We start from the raw sequence: 23,312 nt of genomic DNA, 5'->3' as shown, positions 1-23,312 counted from the left end.
CCCGATATGTTTTGTTACATCGATAATCCGAGGATACCCAAAACGACCAATGGGCTTGAATCGTTCTTTGGTCATCTGAAAGGCAACTTGAATATACATCGCGGCTTATCTCCTGCGCATAGAAAAGAGTTTATTCTATGGTACTTGTTCCTCAAGAATAAACAAAATGGCAATAGGTTTTCTTAGCCATATTTGAACTCTACCATGAATAAAATAAGCCGGACTTTCGTCCGGCCATGGTATCGTTCGCAAATATTATTGCTGGCAGGTTGCACCTCTGCAGAGCCTGGGTACTCTTATATCTGCATTTGCTATATACTGCTTTTTTTAGCTAATTCCACCAACTATTTTTGGCATCATTACCTTTTGTATTATGTTTTATGTTTGAATATTGCCGTAGAAAGGCGCTTACTGCAACTTCTTCAAAATATTTATCCCGACCATATCTACTGTTTCGCCGCAGTTTGATAATACCACTACGGCAAGATTCTTCTCGCGGTTAAAAGCTAAAAACGAACTGCTGCCAAACGTACCACCGTTATGAAAAATGTACTCTATACCGTTAACGGTGATAATATGCCAGGCCAGGCCCAGTTTAGCGTCCTTTTTAAAAGTTAACTGATGGGTTAACTCCATAGCCCTGCCCAATTTATCGTCGGGCGGATCCATATTGGCTTTAACATAGGTCAGCAAGTCGTTAACCGACGAATGTAAAGCTCCACAGGGTGCCAAAGCGTCAAATTCCCATAAAGGCGTTACATTACCCTCGCCGTTATAAACAATAGCTTCACGGGCCTGCAACGCAGCTGTTAAATACTGTGCTGTACTCTCCATTTTTAATGGTTTGCAAATCACATCGGCCACCAGCTGATTGTAAGTTTTACCGCTTACCTGCGCAAGTATGGTTCCTAACAAGCCCACTGCCAAATTGGAATACGCATACTGTTCGCCCGGCACACTGTTTAGCTTACAGGTTTTTAGATAAGCGAACAGGAACTTTTTATTGTATAGCTTATAGGGATTAAGAGGATCAGTGTTGGCTGGCAAATTATCGGGCATCCGTTCCAGGCCAGAAGTGTGGTTGCTTAAAGTAAGCAGTGTAATACCCTTTAAATTGGGATTGGCCGCCACAGAATCGGGCAGGTATTTGGTGATGGGGTCGCTCAGTTTTAACTTGCCTTCATTTACATAGTAGGCCAAAATAACCGATGTAAAAGTTTTGGTGATAGAACCAATCTCGAAGATGGTGTTGGCGTCGGGCAGGTTACTTTTGCCTTTGGCTGTTTCGCCATACCCGTAAGTGCTAATGTTATTATCTTTTAAAACACCAATACTGAGGCCGGCGGTATTAGCCTGCTCAATGTAAGGAGAAACAGCTTCTGCTACCGCGTTATCTATAATGGTAAGCATTTTGTTCGACGTTGCAGCCCGTTCTATCCTGTGGGCTGTAGCCTCTTTAAATGGCTGAAAAAGCAAAATATCAATCTTGTTAGCCTGGTCAAGGCCTATCAGCAATTGTAACGTAACGCTGTTGAAGATCACTTTATAGGTAGCTACCTTATTATTTACAAAACTGACCAACGATGATCCCCTGATCTCGCCCAGCGGAAAAAGCTGTTTCTCGCTCACATTCCCAAAAGCCGTGCGGCTTAGCTGCGCTTTGAAGCTATCGCCAGCAAGGGCATATATGGAATCGGCCTGTTTGGCATTAAAGTAGTGCTTTACCAAAGCGAATACCGAATCGGTTTTGCGTTGCTGGATGCTTTGGGCAGATGCGGTAGACGAAATCATCGAAAATACGATGAATATAATTAAACAATGAAGCGATTTGGATTTCATCTGCGAATTTTTAGTCGGGTTCCTGGAGTGTCTTTAATGAGGCCTCATGATTTAACGGATCTGTTAACCTGTTAAACCTGCGCTCTTTTTTTGGCCAAGCTATCCTGTATATGATAACGGAAATAACAGTAGCCAAAATATAAGTAAAACCAATAAATTGGAACATGTTTGCAGGGCTTTCCTCCACCCATCCCACAAAGTTGAACACCAGCAGAAATGCCAGCAAGCTTAATATCAGGAACAATATCGATCCGCAAATTGCAGTTCCGTCTTTGAGACAATAACCCCAAGGACCTTTTTTACGGGTTTCCTGCCACTTCTTTACAAATTTTATATTGTCGACATCATCGAGTGTGAGCCATTTTCCCTTAAGATCAAAAGCCCGACGTTTTCGGTGCCGTATCCCAGCTATAATCCAGAGTACAAAAACGGCACTGAAAATGACATTTTCCTGCAACCTTGTATACCTGATGAACATGCTGGCCAAAAAAGCGACGTTAACAAAAGCCATTATCAATTCAAAAGCACTATTTTTTACAAATACAATAGCTTTTTTCATGACATTTTTATGGCGTTTGTCCGGCCAGCAAATACAGCACGGCCATCCTCACGGCCACACCATTCTCTACCTGGTCTAATATAATAGATTGTTTGCTATCGGCTACATCACTTGTAATTTCCACCCCGCGATTGATCGGGCCAGGGTGCATTACCGTGATCTCTTTATCTAACGAATCAAGTATCGTTTTATTGAGTCCGAAAAGCATGGTATATTCCCTTAAAGATGGAAAATATTTAATATCCTGGCGCTCCAGCTGAATGCGCAGCATGTTGGCTACATCGCACCAGTTAAGGGCTTTGATCAGGTTATGCTCCACTTTAACACCTAATGAGCCAATATATTTAGGGATCAGCGTTGTGGGCCCGCACACCATAACCTCGGCACCCAATTGCTTAAGGCAAAGGATGTTTGATAGGGCAACCCTTGAGTGCAAAATATCGCCCACAATTACCACCTTTTTGCCGGCTACGTCGCCATATTTTTCGCGGATAGAAAATGCATCCAGCAACGCCTGCGTAGGGTGCTCATGTGCGCCATCGCCTGCGTTTACTATCTGGGCTTTTACGTGTTTAGACAAGAAGATGCCTGCACCTGCATAAGGATGCCGCATTACCACCATATCCACCTTCATGGCCAGGATGTTATTCACGGTATCAATTAGCGTTTCGCCCTTACTTACCGACGAAGATGATGCCGCGAAGTTCACCACATCTGCCGAAAGGCGCTTCTCTGCCAGTTCAAACGACAAACGGGTACGAGTGGAGTTTTCAAAAAATATATTGGCAATGGTTACATCGCGTAAAGAAGGCACTTTCTTTATCGGTCGGTTTAAAACGGATTTAAAGGTATCGGCGGTTTCAAATATCAACTCAATATCTGCCCGGTTTAAATCTTTTATGCCTAATAAGTGCCTTGTGCTTAGTCCTGCCATGATTTTTGATTTCGGATTTCGGATGTTCGATTTCGGATTTTTTTATTTTTGATTGTCCGATTTCTGATTCTCTGATTTCAGAATTTATTTTTTGATTTCTAATTTATTAATCCGCTGTTTCTCTTTTGCAGTTTTACCAATTGCGGTAAATATTGCTGTGAGTTCATTAGCTTCTTTCTTTAATGCTGTTATACTGTTTGGATCTATAAGCGCTGATTCTTCCATTAATTCTAACCAGTAGATAGACTCGTCTGCCTCTTCTTCAACTATAACTATCTTATTTATAAAATCAGCTGTTGATTTCCCTCTGCATGCCGACCTGTAATTTGCCCCAACAGATGTAGCGCATCTTATCAGTTGGTTTGATAAAATATCCAACGAACGATTTCGGGGAAGTCCTTCTATAAACTCGATAACATCGATAGAAAATTTACTTGTCCTTCGTTTTAGTTCTATTTTATCCATGCATACAAATCAAAAATCTCTGCTCCCTTAAATCCGAAATCGAACATCCGAAATCCGAAATACCTATTGTGCTTCCGACACCAGCACAATCTTATCCTCGCCATCGGTATCTTTCCAGCTTACCACCACCTTTTGACTCGCAATAGAATCTACTTCAATTCCTACGTAATCTGCCGCTACCGGTATATGTCTTGAATATCGCCTGTCAACCAACGTCAGCAACTCTACCTTCTCGGGCCTACCAAATGCTTGCATGGCGTCCATGGCTGCACGGATGGTACGGCCTGTCCACAGTACATCGTCCATCATGATCACTTTTTTGCCTTCGATAATAAAATCAATTTTAGTTTGATTGGGCACCAATGGCGATCCCTGGCGGCGGAAATCGTCGCGGTAAAAGGTGATATCCAGGTCGCCCTGCATAATTTTACTTTCGGGGAGGATCTTGCGGAGCTCTTCGGCAACCCGGCGGGCCAGATAAATGCCCCTTGGCTGAATACCAATCAATACAGAGCCCGAAAAATCGTTATGATTTTCAATTAACTGGCGGCACAAACGTTGTATGGTGATCTGAAATTTCTGTCCGTCGAGCAGCGTTAGATTTTGCATCGTATGGGTGGATTTGGGCAAAAATAGTAAATAGTTTTGAGTTTTGAGTGATGAGTTTTGCAAGTGGATGTTGCTGCAATAGATTGGCCATTGCTTTGTTTCTACTCATGACAAAGCCTATCACGTCATTTTTTAATTCAGATGTCGCGGATAGTAGTATCCTTTGTTTTATTGCTTTGCCAATTGCTTCAAGGCCTCCATTGCCCGTTCTGCATCCTTTTTAGCTACAAAAATATGGTCGTGATAATAGGCGGCAACTACGTTACAGCTAATTCCTTCTTTGGCCAAAGCGGCAGAGAAAGCGGCGGTAAGGCCGGTGGCTTCTAAGGAAGAATGGATAGTTAACGTAATCCAGGCGGCAATGTATTCGTATTTTAAACTCAGTTGATCGGCAATTTCCTTTTTAAGGATAACTGTAACGGCTTCCTCTTCTTTAAAAATACCCAAAACGTTTTTGATATCAATAGTATCAATATCGGTAACAGTACAATAAACATAATCCCCCTCATTCAATAAGGGAGTCATATTTCTCAATAGGTTGTCGAGGTTGGTTTCTCCCGCCATGGTTTAAACTACTTTTGTTCAATTTTAAGATATTTAACCGGGATATTGGTAGTTAGCCAAACGTTCTCGCTTGTTTGATAAAACACCCACCCGTCGGCCGATAAGGCTGCAGCATCAATTTCTATAAGCAAGGGCTTGCCGTGCCTTTTTCCAACCGACACCGCTACTTCCCTATCTGTTGATAAATGTACAAACTGTCGCTGCATAGCAAGCAAGCCATTTTTGCTGATAGCGTCTAACTTATTTGACGATGTACCATGATAAAGCAAAGCAGGCGGCTTAACAGCCTTTTCATCCAAAATCACTTCGATGGAATGGCCGTGCGTAGCCCTTATCTTACTGCCATCGTCACTAAATTCCCACCTCACTTTATCAAATGATTTGCTTAGTTCCACAATTTCGGCATGGGTAAAAACGTGGCCCTTTGTGGCGAGTGCTTTAATCAGCTCATCAACCGACGCCCAGCCAAAATCGTCTATGCTGAGGTTGCCATCTTCAGGGTGATGCCTGAGCCAGTAGCTAATGAGCTTACTGGTTTGTTTTGTATCCTTCATTGGTATTTAAGGTTATAAAAAAAGCCCTTCCGAATAATCGGAAGGGCTTAAGAATTGCTTAGTTTAAAAGCTTATGCTTCTTCGCCTTCAGATTCTTTTTTAGCAGCAGGGGCTGGCGCAGCTTTACGGGCTTTGCTTTCAGCACCTTCCATTTGCTCTTTTAACTGAGCTAATACGCTAAGGTCGCCTAAAGTTGATTTTTCAACTGATTCTTTCACTTTTTTAACCGCGTTGCTTGCAGATTTTGCTTCTTTTTTGCGGTTTTCAAATTCCTGAACACGAGCGTCGGCGCGAGCTTCTTCCCATATACGTGAGTGTGAAATTACGATACGTTTGTTTTCTTTGTTAAATTCAATGATTTTGAATTCAGCAGCTTCTTCAGCTTTAACGCTTTTGCCGTCTTCTTTAACCAGGTGTTTGGTTGGCGCAAAGCCTTCAACACCGTAAGGTAAAGCTACGATAGCACCTTTGTCGGTTACTTTTAACACGGTACCTTCATGTATTGAATCAATAGTGAAGATGGTTTCAAAAGTATCCCAAGGGTTTTCTTCAAGCTGTTTGTGGCCTAAGCTTAATTTACGGTTATCGATATCAAGCTCTAAAACAACCACGTTTAATTTTTCACCAACTTTAGTGAATTCATTAGGGTGGTTAACTTTTTTAGACCATGATAAGTCGCTGATGTGGATTAAGCCGTCAATTCCGTCTTCCAGTTCAACAAACACACCAAAGTTGGTCATGTTTTTAACTGTAGCAACGTGAGTTGTGCCGATAGCGTATTTCTCGCCAGCGTTTTGCCATGGATCAGGAGTTAATTGTTTAACACCTAAGCTCATTTTGCGTTCGTCGCGGTCAAGTGTTAACACTTGTGCTTCAATCTCGTCACCAACTTTCAGGAATTCCTGAGGGTTACGCAGATTTTGTGACCATGACATTTCTGATACGTGGATTAAACCTTCAACACCAGGGATGATTTCAAGGAATGCACCGTAATCAGCAACAGTAACAATACGTCCTTTTACTTTCGAGCCTACAACGATATTCTCGTCAAGCGACTGCCAAGGGTGTGGAGTTAATTGTTTTAAGCCCAGAGCAATACGTTTTTTCTCGTCATCAAAATCAAGCACAACAACGTTGATTTTTTGATCCAATGCAAGAATTTCGCGCGGATGCTCAATACGGCCCCATGAAATATCAGTAATGTGTAATAAACCATCAACACCACCAAGGTCAATAAATACACCAAAGTCTGTAATGTTTTTAACAGTACCTTCCAATACCTGACCTTTTTCAAGGCGGGCAACGATTTCTGTTTTTTGGTTTTCCAAATCGTCTTCAATCAGCACTTTGTGCGATACCACTACGTTTTTAAACTCGTGGTTGATTTTAACAACTTTGAATTCCATTGTTTTACCAACGTACACATCGTAATCCCTGATAGGTTTAATATCGATTTGTGAACCTGGTAAGAAGGCTTCAACGCCCATGATATCAACAATTAAACCACCTTTAGTTCTGCTCTTCACAAAACCAGTGATGATTTCATCATTATCAAGTGCTGAATTAATGCGCTCCCATGATTTTTGAGTTTTTGCACGTTTACGTGAAAGTACTAACTGACCGTTAGCATCTTCTTGTGACTCTACAAATACGTCAACTGAATCACCGATCTTAAGATCAGGTGTATCACGGAATTCTGAAACTGAAACTAAACCGTCTGATTTAAATCCTACGTTCAGAACTACATCTTTGTTGTTAACGTTAACAACAATACCGGTGATGATTTCGCCTTTGGTGATAGAGCTGAAAGTTCCATCATACAATTTCTCAAATTTTTCACGGTCGCTATCGCTGTAGTTACCAAATTTTTTGTCGTCTGCATCCCAGTCGAAATCTTCGCTTGGTGTAGCTGCAATTTTAGATTTGATCTCTTCGATCGAGATTGAATCAGCTTCTGATTCAATAGTTTCTTTTTCGCCAGATGCGGTAACTGTACCCAGTTCAGCTTCTTTCGCTTTTAATTCTTTTTCTGCTTCTTGTTTTTTTGCCATTAAATAATTTATCTCCTTTTCCCAATTTGTTAATTGGGACTGCAAAGGTAAGGACATAATTTTATTAAAAAAAGAATTATTTAATGTTAATTGCTGATATTTAAGCCTTTTTGAGCCGATGGATTCATTTTTTGAGCAGGCGATTAAAGCAACGGCATCTTTTTTATTGAAAACGCGTTACATCAACCTGTTAGATGCGCTATAATTTGGCCTCTATCTCGGCAAAGATTGTCATAAAGTTACCTTCCAGGTAATCGCGGTATATACCTAACACGTCATTCATCGCCTCTTCCTGCTGCGGCGTAAAAGGATCTTTCCATACCCGCATACAAATACGCTTAAGCGCATAGGCTATCTGGTGGGTTTCGGCATAGGTATGCAGGTATTTGCTCGCTTTAAATTTTTCGTAAAATTTAAAAAACACTTCAGTGTTTTTCAGACCGGAAAAGGTCAGAAACTCGTTTATAGTTTCTGTTTTACAGCCGGATAGATGGTCATAAAACTCATCAACCTTTACTTTACCCGTGGTTAATAGCAAATTATCTATAATAAGCTCCAATGCTATGTGGCCCAAAAAAAATGGCTTTACCGGCGAGCCTTCGATAGCAGGGCGCAGGAGTTTTTTTAACTCGTGCGAGTGGGTTGCAAAAAAACCAGAAGAGTGAAAATACCTGTCGACAGCCAGGTGCTTATTCCAGCCTACTATAATAGAATTAACATCGTTATCAGGGTGTTGCAGTTTTTCGGGGTGCAGGATAATGTGTTTATCAGCATTCTTCAACAGGTCGGGCAGTACCGTTCCCAATACGTGGTAACAGTTGCTGGTATCCCTGTCGAAATAATAATGCGATAAAAAATTCATAAGCATTGAGTTGCAAAATACCCCGTTTTGCTCAAGATACAAAGAATAAGTAATTATTTGAAATAGATTTTACGTGTAGTTAACGGTTGACAAAAAGTTTCCTAAAGTTACATTTTGGTAACTTTGTGCTTTAGCTTTATATCTTTGCAACCTTTGAAACAACACTTAATATGAATTTTGTTGAAGAACTAACCTGGCGCGGCATGCTGCATACCATTATGCCAGGCACCGAAGAAATGCTTAATAAAGGTATGGCTTCGGGATATATAGGATTTGACCCAACTGCAGATTCGCTGCACGTAGGCCACCTTACACAGATCATGACCCTGATCCACTTTCAGCGCGCGGGCCATAAACCATTCGCGCTGGTTGGCGGTGCTACCGGCATGGTGGGCGACCCTTCGGGCAAATCGCAGGAACGCAATTTATTATCTGAAGATGTTTTGCAACATAACCTGGAGGCTGTAAAGGCGCAACTTACCCGTTTTCTGGATTTTGACAGCGGCATGAACAGTGCCGAAATGGTGAACAATTACGATTGGTTTAAGAGTTTTACTTTCCTCGATTTTATCCGCGATGTTGGAAAGCACATCACCGTAAACTACATGATGGCCAAAGATTCGGTTAAGAAACGCCTGGAAGGTGATACCGGGATGTCATTCACCGAGTTTACTTATCAGTTGGTGCAGGGATATGATTTTTATTACCTATGGAAACACCATAATTGCACCATACAAATGGGTGGCAGCGACCAATGGGGCAATATTGTTACCGGCACCGAGCTGATTCGCAGGAAAGATGCAGGCGAAGCTTTTGCACTTACTACCCAATTAATAAAAAAAGCAGATGGGACCAAATTTGGCAAAACCGAAAGCGGCGCCGTTTGGCTTGATCCGGAACGTACATCGCCTTACCAGTTTTACCAGTTTTGGTTAAACACTACCGATGTTGACGCGAAGGCCTACATCAGGATATTTACCTTGTATGATCGCGAAGTGATTGAAGCCTGGGAAACCGAGCATGATGCAGCACCACATACCAGAGTGTTACAAAAAGCATTGGCAAAAGATATTACCATTCGCGTGCATGGCGAAGCCGAGTATGAAAAAGCGATTAAATCATCAGAGTTTTTATTTGGGAATGTTGGCATAGAGTTTTTAAGCGAACTAAACGATGCCGAGGTATTGGCTTTATTTGCTGGTGTACCCAACTTTGCAATTTCGTTAACTGAATTACACGAGGGAATCAGCATTACCGATTTGTTAGCTGTTAAAACCACCATCTTCCCATCAAAGGGCGAAGCAAAGAAAACGATTGTTGGTGGTGGCGCATCAATAAACAAGGTAAAGATTGCAACGGCCGATGACGTTTATAATGCAGATGCTCTGTTAAACGGAAAATTTATAGTGGCGCAGAAAGGGAAAAAGAATTACTTTTTGATAGTGGCCGAATAAGCACATGATCAGGCTTGCGAAGTTTTTGAAAGTTCACAAGTCTTCTATTAAGTAAAAAAGCGATGAGCCGAAAACTCATCGCTTTTTTATTGACTAATATTTGTATATACGACAAATGGTAATTATATTTGTATATATGTCGTACAAAACAAAAAAAGAAACGCAAAACGTGCTCCACGAGCCTATGGTAGCCTATGGCAGCATGGGTACTATGCATTCGTTTTATAACTTGCTTGGAGGTACAAAAGCATTAACGCTCAACTCCGATTTTGACATCATTAACCTCGCTCGTCAAGGTTTCCCTAAAAGTGCGCTACTTTCACTGGCAAAAAAAATATCTTTAACCCTACAGGAGTTAGCCGTTATCTTACACATTAGCGAACGTACTTTACAGCGTTACGAAGACGATGCCATTATTAAAACTGAATACGCCGAAAAAGCCGTTGAGCTTGCCCGCCTTTATACCCGTGGGCAGGAAGTTTTTGGTTCGATGGATAAATTCAAAACCTGGATAAAAACTCCGTCACTTATATTCAAAGGCGAAGCCCCGGTTACCATCCTGGATACATCCGCAGGTTTTGATATGGTTTTTAAAGAATTGGGCCGAATTGAGCACGGTATTTTTGCCTGATGATACTATTCCGCATTGCCAACTGCAACTATGCCGGTGATTTAACAGGCACAGGAGCCCGTTTATATGGAGGCCGGTGGAACAGTGAAGGTAAATCGATGCTTTACACGGCTTCATCACGGGCGCTGGCGGTGCTTGAAGTATTGGTCCATTTGCCTCCCCTATTGATACCTGACAATTTTTGCCTTGTAGAAATTGAGATCCCCGAAGATAATATCTATACCCTAAACCCGGCATTGTTGCCCCCACACTGGCGGGATATACCTGCCCCGGTGGCATTACGTCAATTGGGGGATGAGTTTTTAAAAAAACGCGAATACCTGGTAATGAAAGTTCCCTCATCCATTGTGCCTGCCGAATATAACTACCTTATAAATCCATTACATCCGGCTGCATCAGCGGTAAAACTAACAAACACAGAAACATTTAGCTTTGATGAGCGACTTTTAAATTAGCTATTACTTTTTTAGCTAATTAAGTGCTTTAACTATCCCTAAATAAAACTGCACCCGATAGTTTTTTTAAATCTCGCCTCCTACTGTATTAGCATTTGATCCTCTCCCCCTCCAGCAAGCAAACTCAAATAAAAAAACCAGCTGTTTTATCTTTTACTACAGGTTATAGTAATTGTAAAAACACTTGCAATTACCATAACTAAAATATTAGTTTTACAAAACCTCGAAACAAATTATAATAACCGATATGAAAACCTTTACAGTATTACTCATAAGTATATGCTTTTCAGTTTACAATGCATTGGCCCAAACGCCGGATTTGGCAATTGCAAAAACCACTTACGAGTTTACTCATATAAGGGATACAACTAACCGCACCAAGCCCTATAAAGAAACTATGGTTTTACTATCTGGCCGTAATGCAAGCGTTTACCGAAGCCTTACCAAGCAACAACAGGAAGAAAAAATGGCCAACGAAATTGCAAACCAAGTTAAAGGGGCCGCCGACCCTAATCATCTTTCTTTAACTATTACCGGAGGTGGCGTGATAAGCAATGAGGAGTACTACCAATACACGGCCCCAAAAAAGCTATACACCGAAGAAAAGATTATTAACTTTTATTTGACAGAGGAATCACTGCCCGTTATTAACTGGACGATACAAAATGACACTTTGAGTATCGGCACACTACATTGCCAAAAGGCTACTGCTCATTTTAAAGGGCGCGACTATGAAGCATGGTTCTGTGCCGACATTCCGTTTAAAAACGGCCCATGGAAACTAAATGGCCTCCCCGGTTTAATTGTACAGGCAGCTGACGTAAAAAAAGAAGTTGTTTTTAAATTTATGGGTTTTGAGGACATTAGCCAAAGCAAGCAAACCATACAGCCCCCCGCTGATGACATTAAAACACAGTCAAAAGAATTAGCCCGGCTAAAAGAAGCGAGGGACAAAGATCCGCAAGGGTTTATGAAAAGTGCACATGGTAGTTTCAGTGGCGGTTCACGAAACACAGGGCCGTCCCTTGCCAATATCGACCCTAATAAAATATCGTCTATAAATATTACCAGGAGCGATAATTTAAACTCCAAAACAAATAACAACCCGATAGAATTACCCGAAAAAAAGTAAACCTGCGTTAGGCAGGTTTACTTTTTTTAAAAATCGCTTAACAGATCAAGCTTTTTGGCATTGTACTCTTCCTGCGATATCAGGCCATTATCAAAAAGCATTTTAAGCCTCTTTAACTTTTCAGTAAGTTCGTCCGGTTTTGGGGGGGCAGCTTGTTGCACAATTGGCTCGGGAGCCGGAGTTGGAACGGGCGGAGCCACTGGCACCGGCGTTGGTATTTGTGGCACGGCTACCGGTGGCTGGGCAGCAAACACCTGCTGAGTAGGTGCTGTACGGGCAGCGTTGTCAAACTGAACAGCGCCAGATTCTGCGCGTTTTTGTTCAAGGTCGCGTTGGCGGCGGGCTTCGCGTTCAACTTCTTTACGTTCCTGGGCGTACTGGTATAACTTACGGCCCTGCACTTTAGGCAGGTAATCAACAGCCATTTCGGCGCCGTTTGTGGTTTTTACGCTGAATATAGCGCCAATAATTTCTTCTTTTGTATATACATCAACAATATCCTTCCATACAAAATCAACAAATTTGATGGACAGGCCCAGGTTGGCCGGGGTAAAAAATAAGATACGTTTATTGGTTATGGCAATGCAATCCGGAAACAAATTCACCAATGGCTTTTTCTGAACCGCTATGTAAATGATCTCTTCACCAGAAGAAAGCAGGTCGACCAGGCGGAAATAAACTTTCTCAACCGTTTTTGGATCTTGTTCCTCGTTTAAAAATTTCTCAATCATGTTTTCARCATTTATGATGCGTGCAAAAATAACAATAATACTTAAGTTGGCTATAAGTTTTAAGCAATCAGCAAATTACACCCACGAATATCGCTTTGATCAAACCGACCCAACACCTCAAACGAGCCATCGGCATAGGTTTTACCCAAATCCTGGGTGGCTATAAACGAGCAGGAATTGATATTGGCCAGGTCGATCACGTTAATTCCGCCTGTTTTTCCATTGCTTAACGTAGTGATAGGATCGTTAGTATCGCGGATGATGATTTGCATCCAGGGCGGGCAATCAAAAATCCCCTCCCCTTTTGAGTAAGCTTGTGACAACAGCTCCGTCATCCCGTATTCGGAATGTATAGTACTTACTCCGAACCCTTTACACAAAACCTGGTGCAACTCCTCGCGGATCATCTCCTTGCGGCGGCCTTTCATTCCCCCTGTCTCCATTACAATCAATTCGGGGAAATGAATATTGTACTGCTCAATAAAGTCAAGCAACCCAAAGGTAACCCCTATTAATAAAGTAGGCTTTTGAGCTTGCTGTTGTTTTATAAGCTGTTGATAAAGTTCATCGTGGTTATACAAAAAAAAGCCACTATCCGGGTTATCAGACTGTTTTATCAAATCATCAACCATATAAATAAGCGATGAGCCTTCACGCTCCAGATAAGAAGGCAACAGCGCTAATACCGTATAGTCCTTAATATCGCCATAAAACAACCTGAAGGCATTCCTGAAGCTATCTTCATACCACGTTTTATCAGTTACATGATGGCTACTGGTTATCATACCCGTAGTGCCCGAACTGGTAAACGTGACCTCAACTGGATCATTTGAACTAACAATGGCATGCGATTTAAAAAACTCAATGGGCAAAAAAGGAATTTTTTCAACCGTATCAACCTGCACTAAATCGATTTTTAAACCGTCGATAAACTGCCTGTATATGGCGCAATTTTGGGCCTGGTATTTAAAAACCTGCAGAGCTGTTTGCTCAAACTGCTCTTTACTATTTATCGAAAAAACCTGTTGTTTACCGGGCATCGTCATCAGGCGCAAAGATATGGAATCGGATGGGCAGATTTCAAATTCAAGATGTGCAGATGTTTTTATCTATCTATATCTAAACTGCCCAACAAAATGGGACGAATAATCTGAAATCTACACACTTGCACATCAATTTCCGCAAGTTCCGGGTTTTAATCCGCTGCTCTTACTACCACCTTTGATCTAAATAAAAAAAAACGCCATGAACAACTTTAAAATCGTGCCGCTATCCAAAGCGTTCGTCCAAAAAATAAAAACAACCATGACCGATGATTTTGGCAACCCCGTTGTTGAACAACTGGCAACCGGCCTGGGCCCCTGCCGCATCTCTTTAAAACCCTTTAACAAAGGTGTTGACAAGCGGTTATTATTTAAACACTCGCCCTTTGAACTTGAAAATGCTTACAACCAACCCGGGCCGGTATTTGTGAATGCAGAAGACGTAGATGAGTATACCGACATATTCCGCTTTCCGCCCGAGATTAAGGCGAATAAACAAAGCTTCCCGCTATCACTTATTGGGTACAATAAAGACCAGATGATGGCCGTGACCCGTTTGGTTGGCGATGCTGACGTGGAGGAATTGATAAACGAGTTATTTGACCAGTATCCCAACATCGAATACCTGCATGCGCGCAACGCCCAGGCCTGTTGTTTTATATGCAAAATTGAACGCAGATAACAACACAGTTAAATAATTTAATTTAAAAACAACCAATGGGGTATATGGGTTGATAATACATCAACAATAACATTAAAAACCATACCCCATGAAAACATTAAAATTTTTGGCTATCCCATTGATGCTTAGCCTATTCTTTGTACTGATATCGGCAAAAGCCGGCGACAAGGAAAACGAACGTGTGCACAGCGCTTCAAACGTATTAAAAGACTTTTCTAAAATGAAGGAAAGCATACCGCGCCAACTGCTTCAACAATATGAGGGCATCGTAATTATACCCAAACTAATTAACGCCGGCCTGGGCATAGGTGGCAAGCGTGGTAAGGGTATTGCCATGGTAAAACTGGCCGACGGTAAATGGAGCAACCCCGTTTTTGTTACTTTAACCGGTGGCAGTTTTGGTTTGCAAATAGGCGTACAATCAGTTGACCTGGTTTTGGTATTCCGTCATAAAGGAGTGCTGACTAAAGTTAAGAACGGCGACTTTACCATTGGTGGCGATATCTCGGCAGCAGCCGGCCCGGTTGGCCGTAGCTCGACAGCCAGCACCGATTACAAACTGGAAGCCGAGGTATACTCCTACTCGCGCAGCCGGGGCTTATTTGCGGGCATTACCATCAATGGCTCAAACCTTGGTATCGACAAAACGGCCAACGCTAATTTTTATGGAAATAACGATTCGTCGAAAGATATTTTCGCTATGTCTAACAGTAAAAAAGAGTCGGTTGTTGTGTTAAAGGAAACTTTGAGCGCTTTTTAAGCATCGAAATTTCAGCAAAATGCCTGATCGTTTTTCCGCTAAAAAAAGCAACTGCGTTAGTTTTTAGCTAAAACAAATCAATGGCGATGAGTTATTTAACTTCATCGCCATTGGTTTATAAGCCACAATTTTATTTACCGCGATTTCCCCGTAAGTCATACAAAGGTTAATAAATAACACAAACAACTGCACGTTTTATGAGTTGCTTACGTTAATTGCTAACATTGCATTTAATTTACACACCCCATGAAAACGTTAAAACTGTTAAAATTCCCGTTAATATTAAGCCTGTTTTTTGTGCTGATATCGGCCAAAGCCGATGATAAAGAAACGGAGCGGATCCAAAATTCGGCCACCGTGCTCAAGAACTTTGCCGAGATGAAAGAAAGCATCCCGAGCGAATTGATGAAAAAATATGAAGGCATCGTAATTATCCCTAAATTGATTAATGCAGGCCTGGGCATTGGCGGTAAACGCGGCAAGGGCGTAGCTATGGTGAAGCTTGCCGATGGTAAATGGAGCGACCCGGTTTTTGTTACCCTTACAGGCGGAAGCGTTGGCTTCCAGATAGGTGTACAATCTGTTGATCTGATCCTGGTGTTCCGTCATAAAAGTGTGTTAACCGATATCAAAAAAGGCAATTTTACTATCGGTGGCGATATATCTGCTGCAGCCGGCCCGGTTAACCGCAATAAATCGGCAACTACCGACTATAAACTGGAGGCCGAAATTTATTCCTATTCGCGTAGCCGTGGTCTTTTTGCAGGCATCAGCCTGAACGGCTCGGGCCTGAATATCGATAACAATGCCGACGAAAACTTTTACGGCAATACCGATTCTTCGCAGGACATTTTTGAAAGCGCAAAAAACGATTCGGAAGAAGTTAAGGACCTGAAAGATGCTTTAAAAGATTTTAAATAGTCTCAAGTTCTAAGTCTTAAGTCCGAAGTCTTAAGTTTAAAGTCGAGAAAACAAATCAGACTTTAGACTTCGGACTTAAGACTTAGAACTATTTCTTCTTCAGGCTTAGTATCGAAAAATCATCTTTAGCTTTTGTAATTATATTGCCAAGCATACCCAGGCCGGTAACTTCCATTTCTACCAGGTCACCGTCTTTTAGCCACTGGGGCTGATAAGATGCATCGTTTAACAATCCTGTTCCGTTTAGTTCCAGGAAACAGCCGGTACCAACCGTTCCGGATCCTATTACATCGCCGGGCAACACATCGCATCCATAAGCGCAACGTTCGATGATCTCGGCAAAGGTCCATTCCATATCAGCCATATTACCTGCCGATACTTGTTTACCGTTTACCACACATTTCATGTCCAGGTTATAAGCATTACCCGTATGGCCTTGTTTAGCCGGTACCTTATATTTTTCCAGTTCATCGGGCGTTACCAGCCAGGGGCCAATCACGGTCGAAAAATCTTTTCCTTTTGCGGGCCCAAGGTTTAGCAGCATCTCTTCCATTTGCAGGGTGCGGGCGCTCATATCGTTCATGATCATGAACCCGGCAATAAAACTATCAGCATCTGCCGCCCTGATGTTGCGGCCTTTTTTATTAAGCACAACCGCCACTTCCAATTCAAAATCAAGCTTATCAAAATGATCGGGCATGCATTCAATTTCACCGGCGCCTTGTATGGCGTTATGGTTGGTAAAATAAAATATAGGGTATTGGTCAAATTCGGGGATCATGGCAACACCACGGTTACGGCGGGCAGTTTCTACATGCTGCCTGAAGGCGTAGGCGTCGCGGCATGATGATGGGTGAGGCACGGGGGCCATTAACTCAAAAAACAATTCTTCTTTTGCTTCCATACTACCGCTGCTGATTGCGGCGTATACCCTGCGTGCGTGATCCATCAGCTCATCGCCGCCCCACAAAAACTCGTTCATATTATCGGGTATCAGCTTATCGCAGGAGTTGAGGTTATAAATATGGCCGTTCACAAAAACGCCCAAATGCTCCCGGTCTTCGGTTTTGTAGGATACTAATTTCATGGATTTTTGGTTTTATAAGTGGTTAGAAAGGTCTTTCGGAGATATAACAAATGAAACATCACATTGCAGGTCGCTATGGTGAGTAAGGCAATGCCTAAATCCAATATCAAACAGGGCGCAGAAAAATATTGATGATACTGATGATCAACTGTTTTTGCACCAAGCTTCCAATAAACAAGCCAAGGGAAGCCCATTGATGTTACACCATCAACGGGAGCGTTATTTTTGGAGTAAAATACGGTCAAAAAAACAAAAACTAAGATGGCAAGTAACGTGGGTATTACTCTTATCCTCATGTTTGGCTGATTTTATAAACGGTTATATCAAAGCTAATGAATTTTAATGAGGGATATCGCTTTGATAAATTTTATGCATGCCTGGCAATTTTTACGTTAATGTTTTTTCGCGCTAAGACGCCAGGACGCAAAAGTAAAGTCAAAAAGCTTAAATACACAGTCAAAAAAATCAGCTTCTTATCTACTATATTTTCTTTTACCCATATCAGCGTCCGCATAGCGAACGGATCATCTATTAGCCCCGGGTTGAAACCCCTTGCTACAAAATGTGCCAGGGCTACGCCCTTGAGGAAATTAAACAGCCGCTGAAGGGTTCAAAATTCGCAAAGCCATCATCTACTCTAATTCTAAAACAATTGCCGAATGCTCACACAAAGTAATAGCCCGCCAGTCGGCCAGCGCTTGTTGTACAGCCTCGTGGTTTGTTGCGGCAAGGCCAATGTATCGCCCACTATCCTCATCAACTTGTAAATCATGGTCATGATCGGTGTGCGCAGTGCCTTCGCTGCATTGTTTACAAAGCATCCTCACGGTCGACCAATCTTCCATCTCAACACCGGAATTGCGACACAACTCTCCCAGCTTATTGATATCATCCACGGTGTTGATATAAGCGCTAACCGAAAAAGTTTTGTATGCGGATTTAGTTAAAAGCTGAAGTTCATTAAATACAGGCACGTCGGTTCCATCTTCCAGCTTTCGATACCCTACGGCAGCGCCATCGTTAAGTAACATATCACCAAACCTGTGGCCTGATTTGCCTAAAGGAATATTTTCAATGACTGTTCTTGCCGGGTCTATGCGCTTGCACCAAACAACCTCGCCATCGGTATCGGGGTTTAATCTTATAGGTACCGCGCCTAATACAAGATCAGGTTCTTCGTCGTTAATTTCTACTTTGACACCAAATTTACTCCAGGATGTTCTTGCGGTTTCCCAATCATGCAATGCAGTTGCGGCTATACCCAGGTTCCAAATCGCGGCCTTGTCATCTTCATCCAGTTCAACTGCAATTTTATTATGCTCATATGATAAATGCCAATTGCACTGATATTTGTATAACAGGCCGAGATTATAATGAGGTACCGCCCAACTTTCGTCGGCCTTAATGACCCGATGATAACAAGCTATAGCATCGGCCGTTTCACCACGTTCTTCATGGGCAATAGCAATTTTTAATAATTGTTGTGCCGAATTTTTAGATATACTAATATTACGCTTCAGATAATTTATTAATCCCATAAACTTACGCGTGTATATCGGCCTCCTTTTCAAAAGCCTTTTTTACCAGCAACCCCGATAAGGCAGCAAACCCTGCCACCAAACCACCAACTACACCGGTAATTACCAGTATGAGCCACCATGAGGGTAAATGAAACAATGCGGCAATCCGTTTGGCCAAAATGTGATCGTTAGGGATACTTTTAAACAGGGCCAGCACCACCCATACGATAAACACAGCGCCAAAGCCCGAGATAAAAGCCTGCCTGGCTGTTTTGCCGGCAAACAGCGCGGCCAAAAACGCAGCTATGGCCACTACCCACCAGGGTAAAAAGAAACCGCTTGCAAAGGATAATATGAGGATAATGAGGAATAACATAAGCTTATTTTTGATTGCTGATGGTTAGGGTTGTTTTAATACGGCTTGATTTTTCGGCAGGCGATTGCATAAACAGCAACTCCTTCAACTCTCCATTTTGCCAGGTTTTGAGCATATCATCGTAATAAAAACTGCCGGGGTTGCCGCTTTCGCCGCCAGGGAAAATACCGTAGCCTTTTACAGTGGGACCCATTTGTACCACCATACGCCATGACGGGCCGTGCCCGTTATTTAAGGCGTTGATGGTTGATCCTGTTCCGCCCGATTCAAAATTGCCCGAGCTTAGGGCTTCCTGGTTGGTAAGGTGGGCTATCTCCATTTTCTTAACCTTCCCCCACTCCCATGCCTGGCCGGGTTGGCCATATTTGTGCACCAAATCATCAACCACGTTGGTAAATGCCGCGTTGATGATCTCCGTACAGGTTTCTTTAACAGGCGTGCGGGTATCGTCAAACCATTTGGAGTTGGGTTCCTTCGCTATCAGTTTTTCGGTACGGTCCATTGATGGGTAATTGTCCCGCAGGTTTTTGGCGGCAAAATCATCACTCCATATCATATCATATATTTTAAGCCACCACGCGTTAAAAATGCTTGCACCTACTGAGTTTACAGAGAAGTTTTTATCCCAGTTTTTTACTGTGTTATAAGCTATTGTTTGGGTTTTATCCAGTTTAGTTGCATCAAGATATTTGAGCAGCACGGGCATCATATCCTGGGCACGGATGCTGTATACATCCGTCTGTAATATCCGCATACTATCTACAGTGGCGTTGTGCATCACGCTAAGCCTGTCGTTAATGCGCTTGCCACGCTGGTATGGGGCAAACTGCCAGTTAATATAGTACGGGTAGGTTTGATCTGTTGATGATTGGTTGGCCGAACTTACAAACCCCCGGGGCGGATTTTTAACCGTTGGGTTTTGATCGAACGGAATCCAGCCGTGCCAGTCATCGGCCGGGTCGGTGCCATCCAATATAAACTTTCCCTGGTCTTTATATTTCAGCGGGAATTTACCGTTGGGGGTTATAGCTATGTCTTTATCGCGGCTGGCAAATACAAAGTTTGATGCAGGAGCATTAAAATAAGTAAGCGCCTTGCGGTAATCATCGTAATTTTTACCGTGGTTCAGAATGTACATGGTCATCAACTCGTTTGATTTGTCGTGTGCTATCCATCGTAAGGCATCGCCAATGGGCACAAAGCCGGGCGTATGCGCGGTGGTTTTACTTTTATCTTCGTAAACTACCGGCCCGTGATGGGTGTAAATAACGGTATCAATTAATGATTTTTCGCCGCGGATATTAATCACCTCTACCCTGCGGGTGGTTTTGTTCCACCGGTTATTGTACCAGTACTCGTTCTTTTTATCATCTTTAAATTTAACCTGGTACCAATCAAGCACATCGGCATCTACGTTGGTAATACCCCAGCTAATGTTGTTGTTAAAACCCAATATGACGCTGGGCGCGCCCGGCAAACTTACACCATACACATTTACCCCCGGCGCCGAAAGCTGCAGCTGGAACCAGATGGATGGATAGGTTAAATTTAAATGCGGGTCGTTAGCCAAAATAGGGTAACCATTAGCAGTTTTGCTGCCTGCAACCGCCCAGTTGTTACTGCCAATACCTTCCTCTTTTACTACGCGTTTGGCGCTATCATTCATAGCTGCCAAGAAACTGCCGGATGGTTTTGGGATAGACAACGGCTTAAAGTTCCATTTGGTACCTGCGGGAATAATAGGATCTTCGCGCATCGGATAATCCGGGAACAGGTCGTTAGTGGCGTTGGCGCCAAACTTTTTAAGCACATTGCTCATGGCAAACTCGTTGGAGCCGCCCGCCAGCGTTTCGGACATTAGCTTCAGTAAAAACGCGCAGTTAATGGGTTTAAAATCTTCAGGGGCGTAGTCCAGCAATTTAAACTCCAGCGGGTATTCGCGCGGCCCAAGCTGATGTATGTAAGCGTTAATGCCATCTGTATACGCCAAAATCATTTCGCGAATGGGTTTGGCGGCCATCATTTCTTTCAAAGAATTTTCGGCACCGTAAACCATCCCCATGCGGCGGTGGTAGCGGTCAATCTCCAAAGCCTGCGGGCCGGCAATTTCGGCAAGGCGGCCTGCGGCACTCCGGGTTTGTATGTCCAGTTGCCAAAGGCGCTCTGTTGCGGTTACATAGCCCTGGGCGTAGTACAAATCATGTTCGTTATCAGCAAATATGTGGGGGATTCGGTTTTCATCGTACTTAATAATAACCTTGCCGGTAAGGCCAGGAAGATTTAATGTACGCGAAGCCAAAATATGTTTGCTCTCGGCATTTTGCCAAAAACCGTCTGCGGGGCTTAAAAACCTCCCTACCGGTGGTACCGGGCCGTGTTTGGTTTGCAATAACCAGATAAGGGCAAGGGTAAAGGCTATGGAAAAAAAGGCTTTTATAAATTTCATCAGTCAAATGAGGGGGATATCGACTATAAAGTTAAGGTTTTAATATGCTTCTTCAAGCTTTGACTTACGCTTGCGATAATGTTTTTTTGGTTTTTGCTGCAGGCTGTCAGGTTGGGCTGTCAGAGCACCCGCTTTTTTCTCGCGCCTGTACTCCCATGGCGGTGTCGGGTTGCCATCGGCCCAAAGGCCCAGCCTGCTTTGGCGGGCTTCCTGCTCATACCCGGCCAGCTGGRCACTTTGCGAATATTGTTTGTACTGCCAGGCGTAACCGCTTTTTACCAGCTGGTAATTTACATTGGTGCCATCCTCCAAAATAACCAATGCTACGGTGCGGCCATAACGGTCATGCACGTTACCTACCAGTTTTACATACTTGCCAAAGCACAAATCCGAAGTAAACTTTTTAGCCGCCTGCCCAAAGGCCTGTGTTTTTTCGGGGCAATCCACTTCGGCCAGCCTTACTGTCACTTGTTGGTTATCGCTGCTCAGCAAACCTATGGTGTCGCCATCTTTAATTTTCACCACTTTATACAGGTAGTCGGGCTTGGGGTTACAGCCCCAGAGCAAGAGAACAATGACAAGGAATAGCGAGAAATATTTTTTTAACATGAAAATTGGATGTGCAGATTTCAGATGTGCAAATATGCAGATGATGAGCGTATTTTTTTACCGATTGTGATTTTTTGTCTGAGCCGGAATTCATCGAATTCAGGAATTTTTAGAATTTTGCTAATTCATCAATTCCATAAATTCCGGTTCAGAAACATTTGAATTTTGATCGGATAACTATGTTCTTATGAGGATAATCTTTTATCGGTTTTGAATTTAACTTTAATTAACTATATCTTTAGTTAATATGAAAACATTAGCCCTTCTACTCTTACTTTGTGGATGCTTTGATCTCCCTTCATCAGCCCAAACCAGCAAATTGAACCCTGCATTAATTAAAAAAATTGACTCGATGTTTAAGGACGACCAATTTTGGCGGGTAGAAGATCAAAAACTGCAGCGAAATCGAAAATCGGCTTACAGCGCCGAAACTATCCAGCAAAAATGGGCCGAAACAGATAGTATCAATGAGGTTAAAGCAAAGCTCATCATCAAAAAATACGGTTTCCCCGGTTACGACCAGGTTGGCGAAACAAGCAACCATTTTTGGGCAATAGTACAGCATTGCGATGATGATATTGCTTTCCAGGAAAGGGTACTGATACTACTAAAAAAAGAAGTGGATAAAAACAATGCCGACAAAAGCAACTACGCTTTGCTAACCGACAGGGTATTGGTAGGCAGAAATCAAAAACAAATTTACGGTACCCAAATAAAGCGCGACCCTAAAACAGGAAAATCGGCACCCTTCCCGTTAAAATACCCTAAAATGGTCGACAAGCTGAGGAAGCAAATGAATTTAGGGCCGCTGGCCGATTATGTAAAGCAATTTAACAGATGATAATTCCGATAGTCAACAATTAATATAATTTACCTAACTTATCTGCTATTTTGCCAATGAACCAATGAACCAATGAACCAATGAACCAATGAACCAATGAACCAATGAACCAATGAACCAATGAACCAATGAACCAATGAACCAATGAACCAATGAACCAATGAACCAATGAACCAATGAACCAATG

Annotated in this window: 25 protein-coding genes; 8 read left to right on the top strand and 17 right to left on the bottom strand. The window is 42.6% G+C overall.

What is annotated here, in order from left to right:
- Positions 1-408: 408 nt before the first annotated feature.
- The 9 genes from AC1DV1_RS29290 to AC1DV1_RS29250 form a co-directional block, all read right to left on the bottom strand.
- Positions 409-1,839 (bottom strand): serine hydrolase domain-containing protein, encoded by a 1,431-nt coding sequence (locus AC1DV1_RS29290; protein WP_477367626.1) that lies wholly within the window; start codon positions 1,837-1,839, stop codon positions 409-411.
- Positions 1,840-1,849: 10 nt separating this feature from the next.
- Positions 1,850-2,398 carry a hypothetical protein gene (locus tag AC1DV1_RS29285; RefSeq protein WP_477367623.1) on the bottom strand — a complete coding sequence of 183 codons (549 nt, stop codon included), beginning with the start codon at positions 2,396-2,398 and terminating at the stop codon, positions 1,850-1,852.
- Positions 2,399-2,405: 7 nt separating this feature from the next.
- Positions 2,406-3,332 (bottom strand): aspartate carbamoyltransferase catalytic subunit, encoded by a 927-nt coding sequence (locus AC1DV1_RS29280; RefSeq protein ID WP_090467170.1) that lies wholly within the window; start codon positions 3,330-3,332, stop codon positions 2,406-2,408.
- Between the two features lie 84 nt (positions 3,333-3,416).
- The gene (locus AC1DV1_RS29275) at positions 3,417-3,797 is read right to left on the bottom strand and encodes a four helix bundle protein (RefSeq protein ID WP_477367620.1); all 381 of its coding nucleotides are present in this window, start codon (positions 3,795-3,797) and stop codon (positions 3,417-3,419) included.
- Positions 3,798-3,860: 63 nt separating this feature from the next.
- Positions 3,861-4,406, bottom strand: coding sequence for a bifunctional pyr operon transcriptional regulator/uracil phosphoribosyltransferase PyrR (pyrR, locus tag AC1DV1_RS29270; RefSeq protein WP_477367617.1), 546 nt, complete (start codon positions 4,404-4,406; stop codon positions 3,861-3,863).
- A gap of 168 nt (positions 4,407-4,574) precedes the next feature.
- The gene (locus AC1DV1_RS29265; protein WP_477367614.1) at positions 4,575-4,970 is read right to left on the bottom strand and encodes an ACT domain-containing protein; all 396 of its coding nucleotides are present in this window, start codon (positions 4,968-4,970) and stop codon (positions 4,575-4,577) included.
- Between the two features lie 8 nt (positions 4,971-4,978).
- Positions 4,979-5,524 carry an RNA 2'-phosphotransferase gene (locus AC1DV1_RS29260; protein ID WP_477367611.1) on the bottom strand — a complete coding sequence of 182 codons (546 nt, stop codon included), beginning with the start codon at positions 5,522-5,524 and terminating at the stop codon, positions 4,979-4,981.
- A gap of 71 nt (positions 5,525-5,595) precedes the next feature.
- Positions 5,596-7,575, bottom strand: coding sequence for a 30S ribosomal protein S1 (gene rpsA, locus AC1DV1_RS29255; RefSeq protein WP_477367608.1), 1,980 nt, complete (start codon positions 7,573-7,575; stop codon positions 5,596-5,598).
- A 199-nt stretch (positions 7,576-7,774) separates the two neighbouring features.
- Entirely contained in the window at positions 7,775-8,437 is a 663-nt protein-coding gene (locus AC1DV1_RS29250; RefSeq protein WP_477367605.1) for an ACP phosphodiesterase, read from the bottom strand.
- 170 nt (positions 8,438-8,607) lie between these two features.
- On the opposite strand from AC1DV1_RS29250, the gene tyrS reads away from it, so the two are divergent.
- The 4 genes from tyrS to AC1DV1_RS29230 all read left to right on the top strand — a co-directional run bounded on the left by tyrS (position 8,608) and on the right by AC1DV1_RS29230 (position 12,109).
- Positions 8,608-9,891, top strand: coding sequence for a tyrosine--tRNA ligase (gene tyrS / locus AC1DV1_RS29245; RefSeq protein WP_477367602.1), 1,284 nt, complete (start codon positions 8,608-8,610; stop codon positions 9,889-9,891).
- Between the two features lie 136 nt (positions 9,892-10,027).
- Positions 10,028-10,522, top strand: coding sequence for a type II RES/Xre toxin-antitoxin system antitoxin (parS, locus tag AC1DV1_RS29240; RefSeq protein WP_477367599.1), 495 nt, complete (start codon positions 10,028-10,030; stop codon positions 10,520-10,522).
- Positions 10,522-10,977, top strand: coding sequence for an RES family NAD+ phosphorylase (locus tag AC1DV1_RS29235; protein ID WP_477367596.1), 456 nt, complete (start codon positions 10,522-10,524; stop codon positions 10,975-10,977). The genes parS and AC1DV1_RS29235 overlap by 1 nt, the downstream gene beginning before the upstream one ends.
- Before the next feature lie 247 nt (positions 10,978-11,224).
- A complete protein-coding gene (locus AC1DV1_RS29230; RefSeq protein WP_477367593.1) occupies positions 11,225-12,109 on the top strand; it encodes a GLPGLI family protein in 885 nt (294 codons plus the stop codon).
- A 26-nt stretch (positions 12,110-12,135) separates the two neighbouring features.
- Here AC1DV1_RS29230 and AC1DV1_RS29225 read toward each other — a convergent pair whose 3' ends face one another.
- Together AC1DV1_RS29225 and AC1DV1_RS29220 are read right to left on the bottom strand one after the other, a co-directional pair.
- Complete coding sequence (locus AC1DV1_RS29225; RefSeq protein ID WP_477367590.1) at positions 12,136-12,840, bottom strand: PH domain-containing protein; 705 nt, start codon at positions 12,838-12,840, stop codon at positions 12,136-12,138.
- 59 nt (positions 12,841-12,899) lie between these two features.
- Entirely contained in the window at positions 12,900-13,886 is a 987-nt protein-coding gene (locus AC1DV1_RS29220) for a LuxE/PaaK family acyltransferase (RefSeq protein WP_477367587.1), read from the bottom strand.
- A 199-nt stretch (positions 13,887-14,085) separates the two neighbouring features.
- Here AC1DV1_RS29220 and AC1DV1_RS29215 point away from each other — a divergent pair, with 199 nt between their 5' ends.
- From AC1DV1_RS29215 to AC1DV1_RS29205, 3 genes are all read left to right on the top strand, one after another.
- Positions 14,086-14,565, top strand: a complete 480-nt coding sequence (locus AC1DV1_RS29215) for a DUF1203 domain-containing protein (RefSeq protein ID WP_477367583.1) — start codon at positions 14,086-14,088, stop codon at positions 14,563-14,565.
- 88 nt (positions 14,566-14,653) lie between these two features.
- A complete protein-coding gene (locus AC1DV1_RS29210) occupies positions 14,654-15,325 on the top strand; it encodes a lipid-binding SYLF domain-containing protein (RefSeq protein ID WP_477367580.1) in 672 nt (223 codons plus the stop codon).
- 246 nt (positions 15,326-15,571) lie between these two features.
- The gene (locus tag AC1DV1_RS29205) at positions 15,572-16,246 is read left to right on the top strand and encodes a lipid-binding SYLF domain-containing protein (protein WP_477367577.1); all 675 of its coding nucleotides are present in this window, start codon (positions 15,572-15,574) and stop codon (positions 16,244-16,246) included.
- Between the two features lie 88 nt (positions 16,247-16,334).
- On the opposite strand, the gene AC1DV1_RS29200 is transcribed toward AC1DV1_RS29205, so the two are convergent.
- The 6 genes from AC1DV1_RS29200 to AC1DV1_RS29175 form a co-directional block, all read right to left on the bottom strand.
- Positions 16,335-17,333 (bottom strand): fumarylacetoacetate hydrolase family protein, encoded by a 999-nt coding sequence (locus AC1DV1_RS29200; RefSeq protein WP_477367574.1) that lies wholly within the window; start codon positions 17,331-17,333, stop codon positions 16,335-16,337.
- Positions 17,330-17,629 carry a hypothetical protein gene (locus AC1DV1_RS29195; protein WP_477367571.1) on the bottom strand — a complete coding sequence of 100 codons (300 nt, stop codon included), beginning with the start codon at positions 17,627-17,629 and terminating at the stop codon, positions 17,330-17,332. Before AC1DV1_RS29195 ends, AC1DV1_RS29200 begins: the two co-directional genes overlap by 4 nt.
- A gap of 336 nt (positions 17,630-17,965) precedes the next feature.
- Positions 17,966-18,871 carry a tetratricopeptide repeat protein gene (locus tag AC1DV1_RS29190; RefSeq protein WP_477367568.1) on the bottom strand — a complete coding sequence of 302 codons (906 nt, stop codon included), beginning with the start codon at positions 18,869-18,871 and terminating at the stop codon, positions 17,966-17,968.
- Between the two features lie 4 nt (positions 18,872-18,875).
- A complete protein-coding gene (locus tag AC1DV1_RS29185; protein WP_477367565.1) occupies positions 18,876-19,229 on the bottom strand; it encodes a hypothetical protein in 354 nt (117 codons plus the stop codon).
- Positions 19,230-19,233: 4 nt separating this feature from the next.
- Positions 19,234-21,675: a penicillin acylase family protein gene (locus AC1DV1_RS29180; RefSeq protein WP_477367562.1), complete on the bottom strand. Its 2,442-nt coding sequence runs from the start codon at positions 21,673-21,675 to the stop codon at positions 19,234-19,236.
- 39 nt (positions 21,676-21,714) lie between these two features.
- Positions 21,715-22,200: a thermonuclease family protein gene (locus tag AC1DV1_RS29175; RefSeq protein WP_477367559.1), complete on the bottom strand. Its 486-nt coding sequence runs from the start codon at positions 22,198-22,200 to the stop codon at positions 21,715-21,717.
- Positions 22,201-22,531: 331 nt separating this feature from the next.
- Between AC1DV1_RS29175 and AC1DV1_RS29170 the strand changes: the two genes are divergently transcribed.
- Positions 22,532-23,125: a DUF6624 domain-containing protein gene (locus AC1DV1_RS29170; protein ID WP_477367556.1), complete on the top strand. Its 594-nt coding sequence runs from the start codon at positions 22,532-22,534 to the stop codon at positions 23,123-23,125.
- The last annotated feature ends 187 nt before the right edge of the window (positions 23,126-23,312 follow it).

The sequence above is a fragment of the Mucilaginibacter sp. P4_D1 genome (assembly GCF_056401935.1).
This window is presented reverse-complemented; position numbering and strand designations above follow the sequence as displayed.

What these genes read in the sequence shown, in the direction of transcription:
- rpsA (WP_477367608.1), bottom strand. Translation starts at nt 7,575, where the DNA reads ATGGCAAAAAAACAAGAAGCAGAAAAAGAATTAAAAGCGAAAGAAGCT.
- tyrS (WP_477367602.1), top strand. Translation starts at nt 8,608, where the DNA reads ATGAATTTTGTTGAAGAACTAACCTGGCGCGGCATGCTGCATACCATT.
- AC1DV1_RS29285 (WP_477367623.1), bottom strand. Translation starts at nt 2,398, where the DNA reads ATGAAAAAAGCTATTGTATTTGTAAAAAATAGTGCTTTTGAATTGATA.
- AC1DV1_RS29190 (WP_477367568.1), bottom strand. Translation starts at nt 18,871, where the DNA reads ATGGGATTAATAAATTATCTGAAGCGTAATATTAGTATATCTAAAAAT.
- AC1DV1_RS29170 (WP_477367556.1), top strand. Translation starts at nt 22,532, where the DNA reads ATGAAAACATTAGCCCTTCTACTCTTACTTTGTGGATGCTTTGATCTC.
- AC1DV1_RS29225 (WP_477367590.1), bottom strand. Translation starts at nt 12,840, where the DNA reads ATGATTGAGAAATTTTTAAACGAGGAACAAGATCCAAAAACGGTTGAG.
- AC1DV1_RS29250 (WP_477367605.1), bottom strand. Translation starts at nt 8,437, where the DNA reads ATGAATTTTTTATCGCATTATTATTTCGACAGGGATACCAGCAACTGT.
- AC1DV1_RS29275 (WP_477367620.1), bottom strand. Translation starts at nt 3,797, where the DNA reads ATGGATAAAATAGAACTAAAACGAAGGACAAGTAAATTTTCTATCGAT.
- parS (WP_477367599.1), top strand. Translation starts at nt 10,028, where the DNA reads ATGTCGTACAAAACAAAAAAAGAAACGCAAAACGTGCTCCACGAGCCT.
- AC1DV1_RS29265 (WP_477367614.1), bottom strand. Translation starts at nt 4,970, where the DNA reads ATGGCGGGAGAAACCAACCTCGACAACCTATTGAGAAATATGACTCCC.
- AC1DV1_RS29205 (WP_477367577.1), top strand. Translation starts at nt 15,572, where the DNA reads ATGAAAACGTTAAAACTGTTAAAATTCCCGTTAATATTAAGCCTGTTT.
- AC1DV1_RS29280 (WP_090467170.1), bottom strand. Translation starts at nt 3,332, where the DNA reads ATGGCAGGACTAAGCACAAGGCACTTATTAGGCATAAAAGATTTAAAC.
- AC1DV1_RS29230 (WP_477367593.1), top strand. Translation starts at nt 11,225, where the DNA reads ATGAAAACCTTTACAGTATTACTCATAAGTATATGCTTTTCAGTTTAC.
- AC1DV1_RS29180 (WP_477367562.1), bottom strand. Translation starts at nt 21,675, where the DNA reads ATGAAATTTATAAAAGCCTTTTTTTCCATAGCCTTTACCCTTGCCCTT.
- pyrR (WP_477367617.1), bottom strand. Translation starts at nt 4,406, where the DNA reads ATGCAAAATCTAACGCTGCTCGACGGACAGAAATTTCAGATCACCATA.
- AC1DV1_RS29210 (WP_477367580.1), top strand. Translation starts at nt 14,654, where the DNA reads ATGAAAACATTAAAATTTTTGGCTATCCCATTGATGCTTAGCCTATTC.
- AC1DV1_RS29200 (WP_477367574.1), bottom strand. Translation starts at nt 17,333, where the DNA reads ATGAAATTAGTATCCTACAAAACCGAAGACCGGGAGCATTTGGGCGTT.
- AC1DV1_RS29195 (WP_477367571.1), bottom strand. Translation starts at nt 17,629, where the DNA reads ATGAGGATAAGAGTAATACCCACGTTACTTGCCATCTTAGTTTTTGTT.
- AC1DV1_RS29215 (WP_477367583.1), top strand. Translation starts at nt 14,086, where the DNA reads ATGAACAACTTTAAAATCGTGCCGCTATCCAAAGCGTTCGTCCAAAAA.
- AC1DV1_RS29220 (WP_477367587.1), bottom strand. Translation starts at nt 13,886, where the DNA reads ATGACGATGCCCGGTAAACAACAGGTTTTTTCGATAAATAGTAAAGAG.
- AC1DV1_RS29185 (WP_477367565.1), bottom strand. Translation starts at nt 19,229, where the DNA reads ATGTTATTCCTCATTATCCTCATATTATCCTTTGCAAGCGGTTTCTTT.
- AC1DV1_RS29235 (WP_477367596.1), top strand. Translation starts at nt 10,522, where the DNA reads ATGATACTATTCCGCATTGCCAACTGCAACTATGCCGGTGATTTAACA.
- AC1DV1_RS29260 (WP_477367611.1), bottom strand. Translation starts at nt 5,524, where the DNA reads ATGAAGGATACAAAACAAACCAGTAAGCTCATTAGCTACTGGCTCAGG.
- AC1DV1_RS29290 (WP_477367626.1), bottom strand. Translation starts at nt 1,839, where the DNA reads ATGAAATCCAAATCGCTTCATTGTTTAATTATATTCATCGTATTTTCG.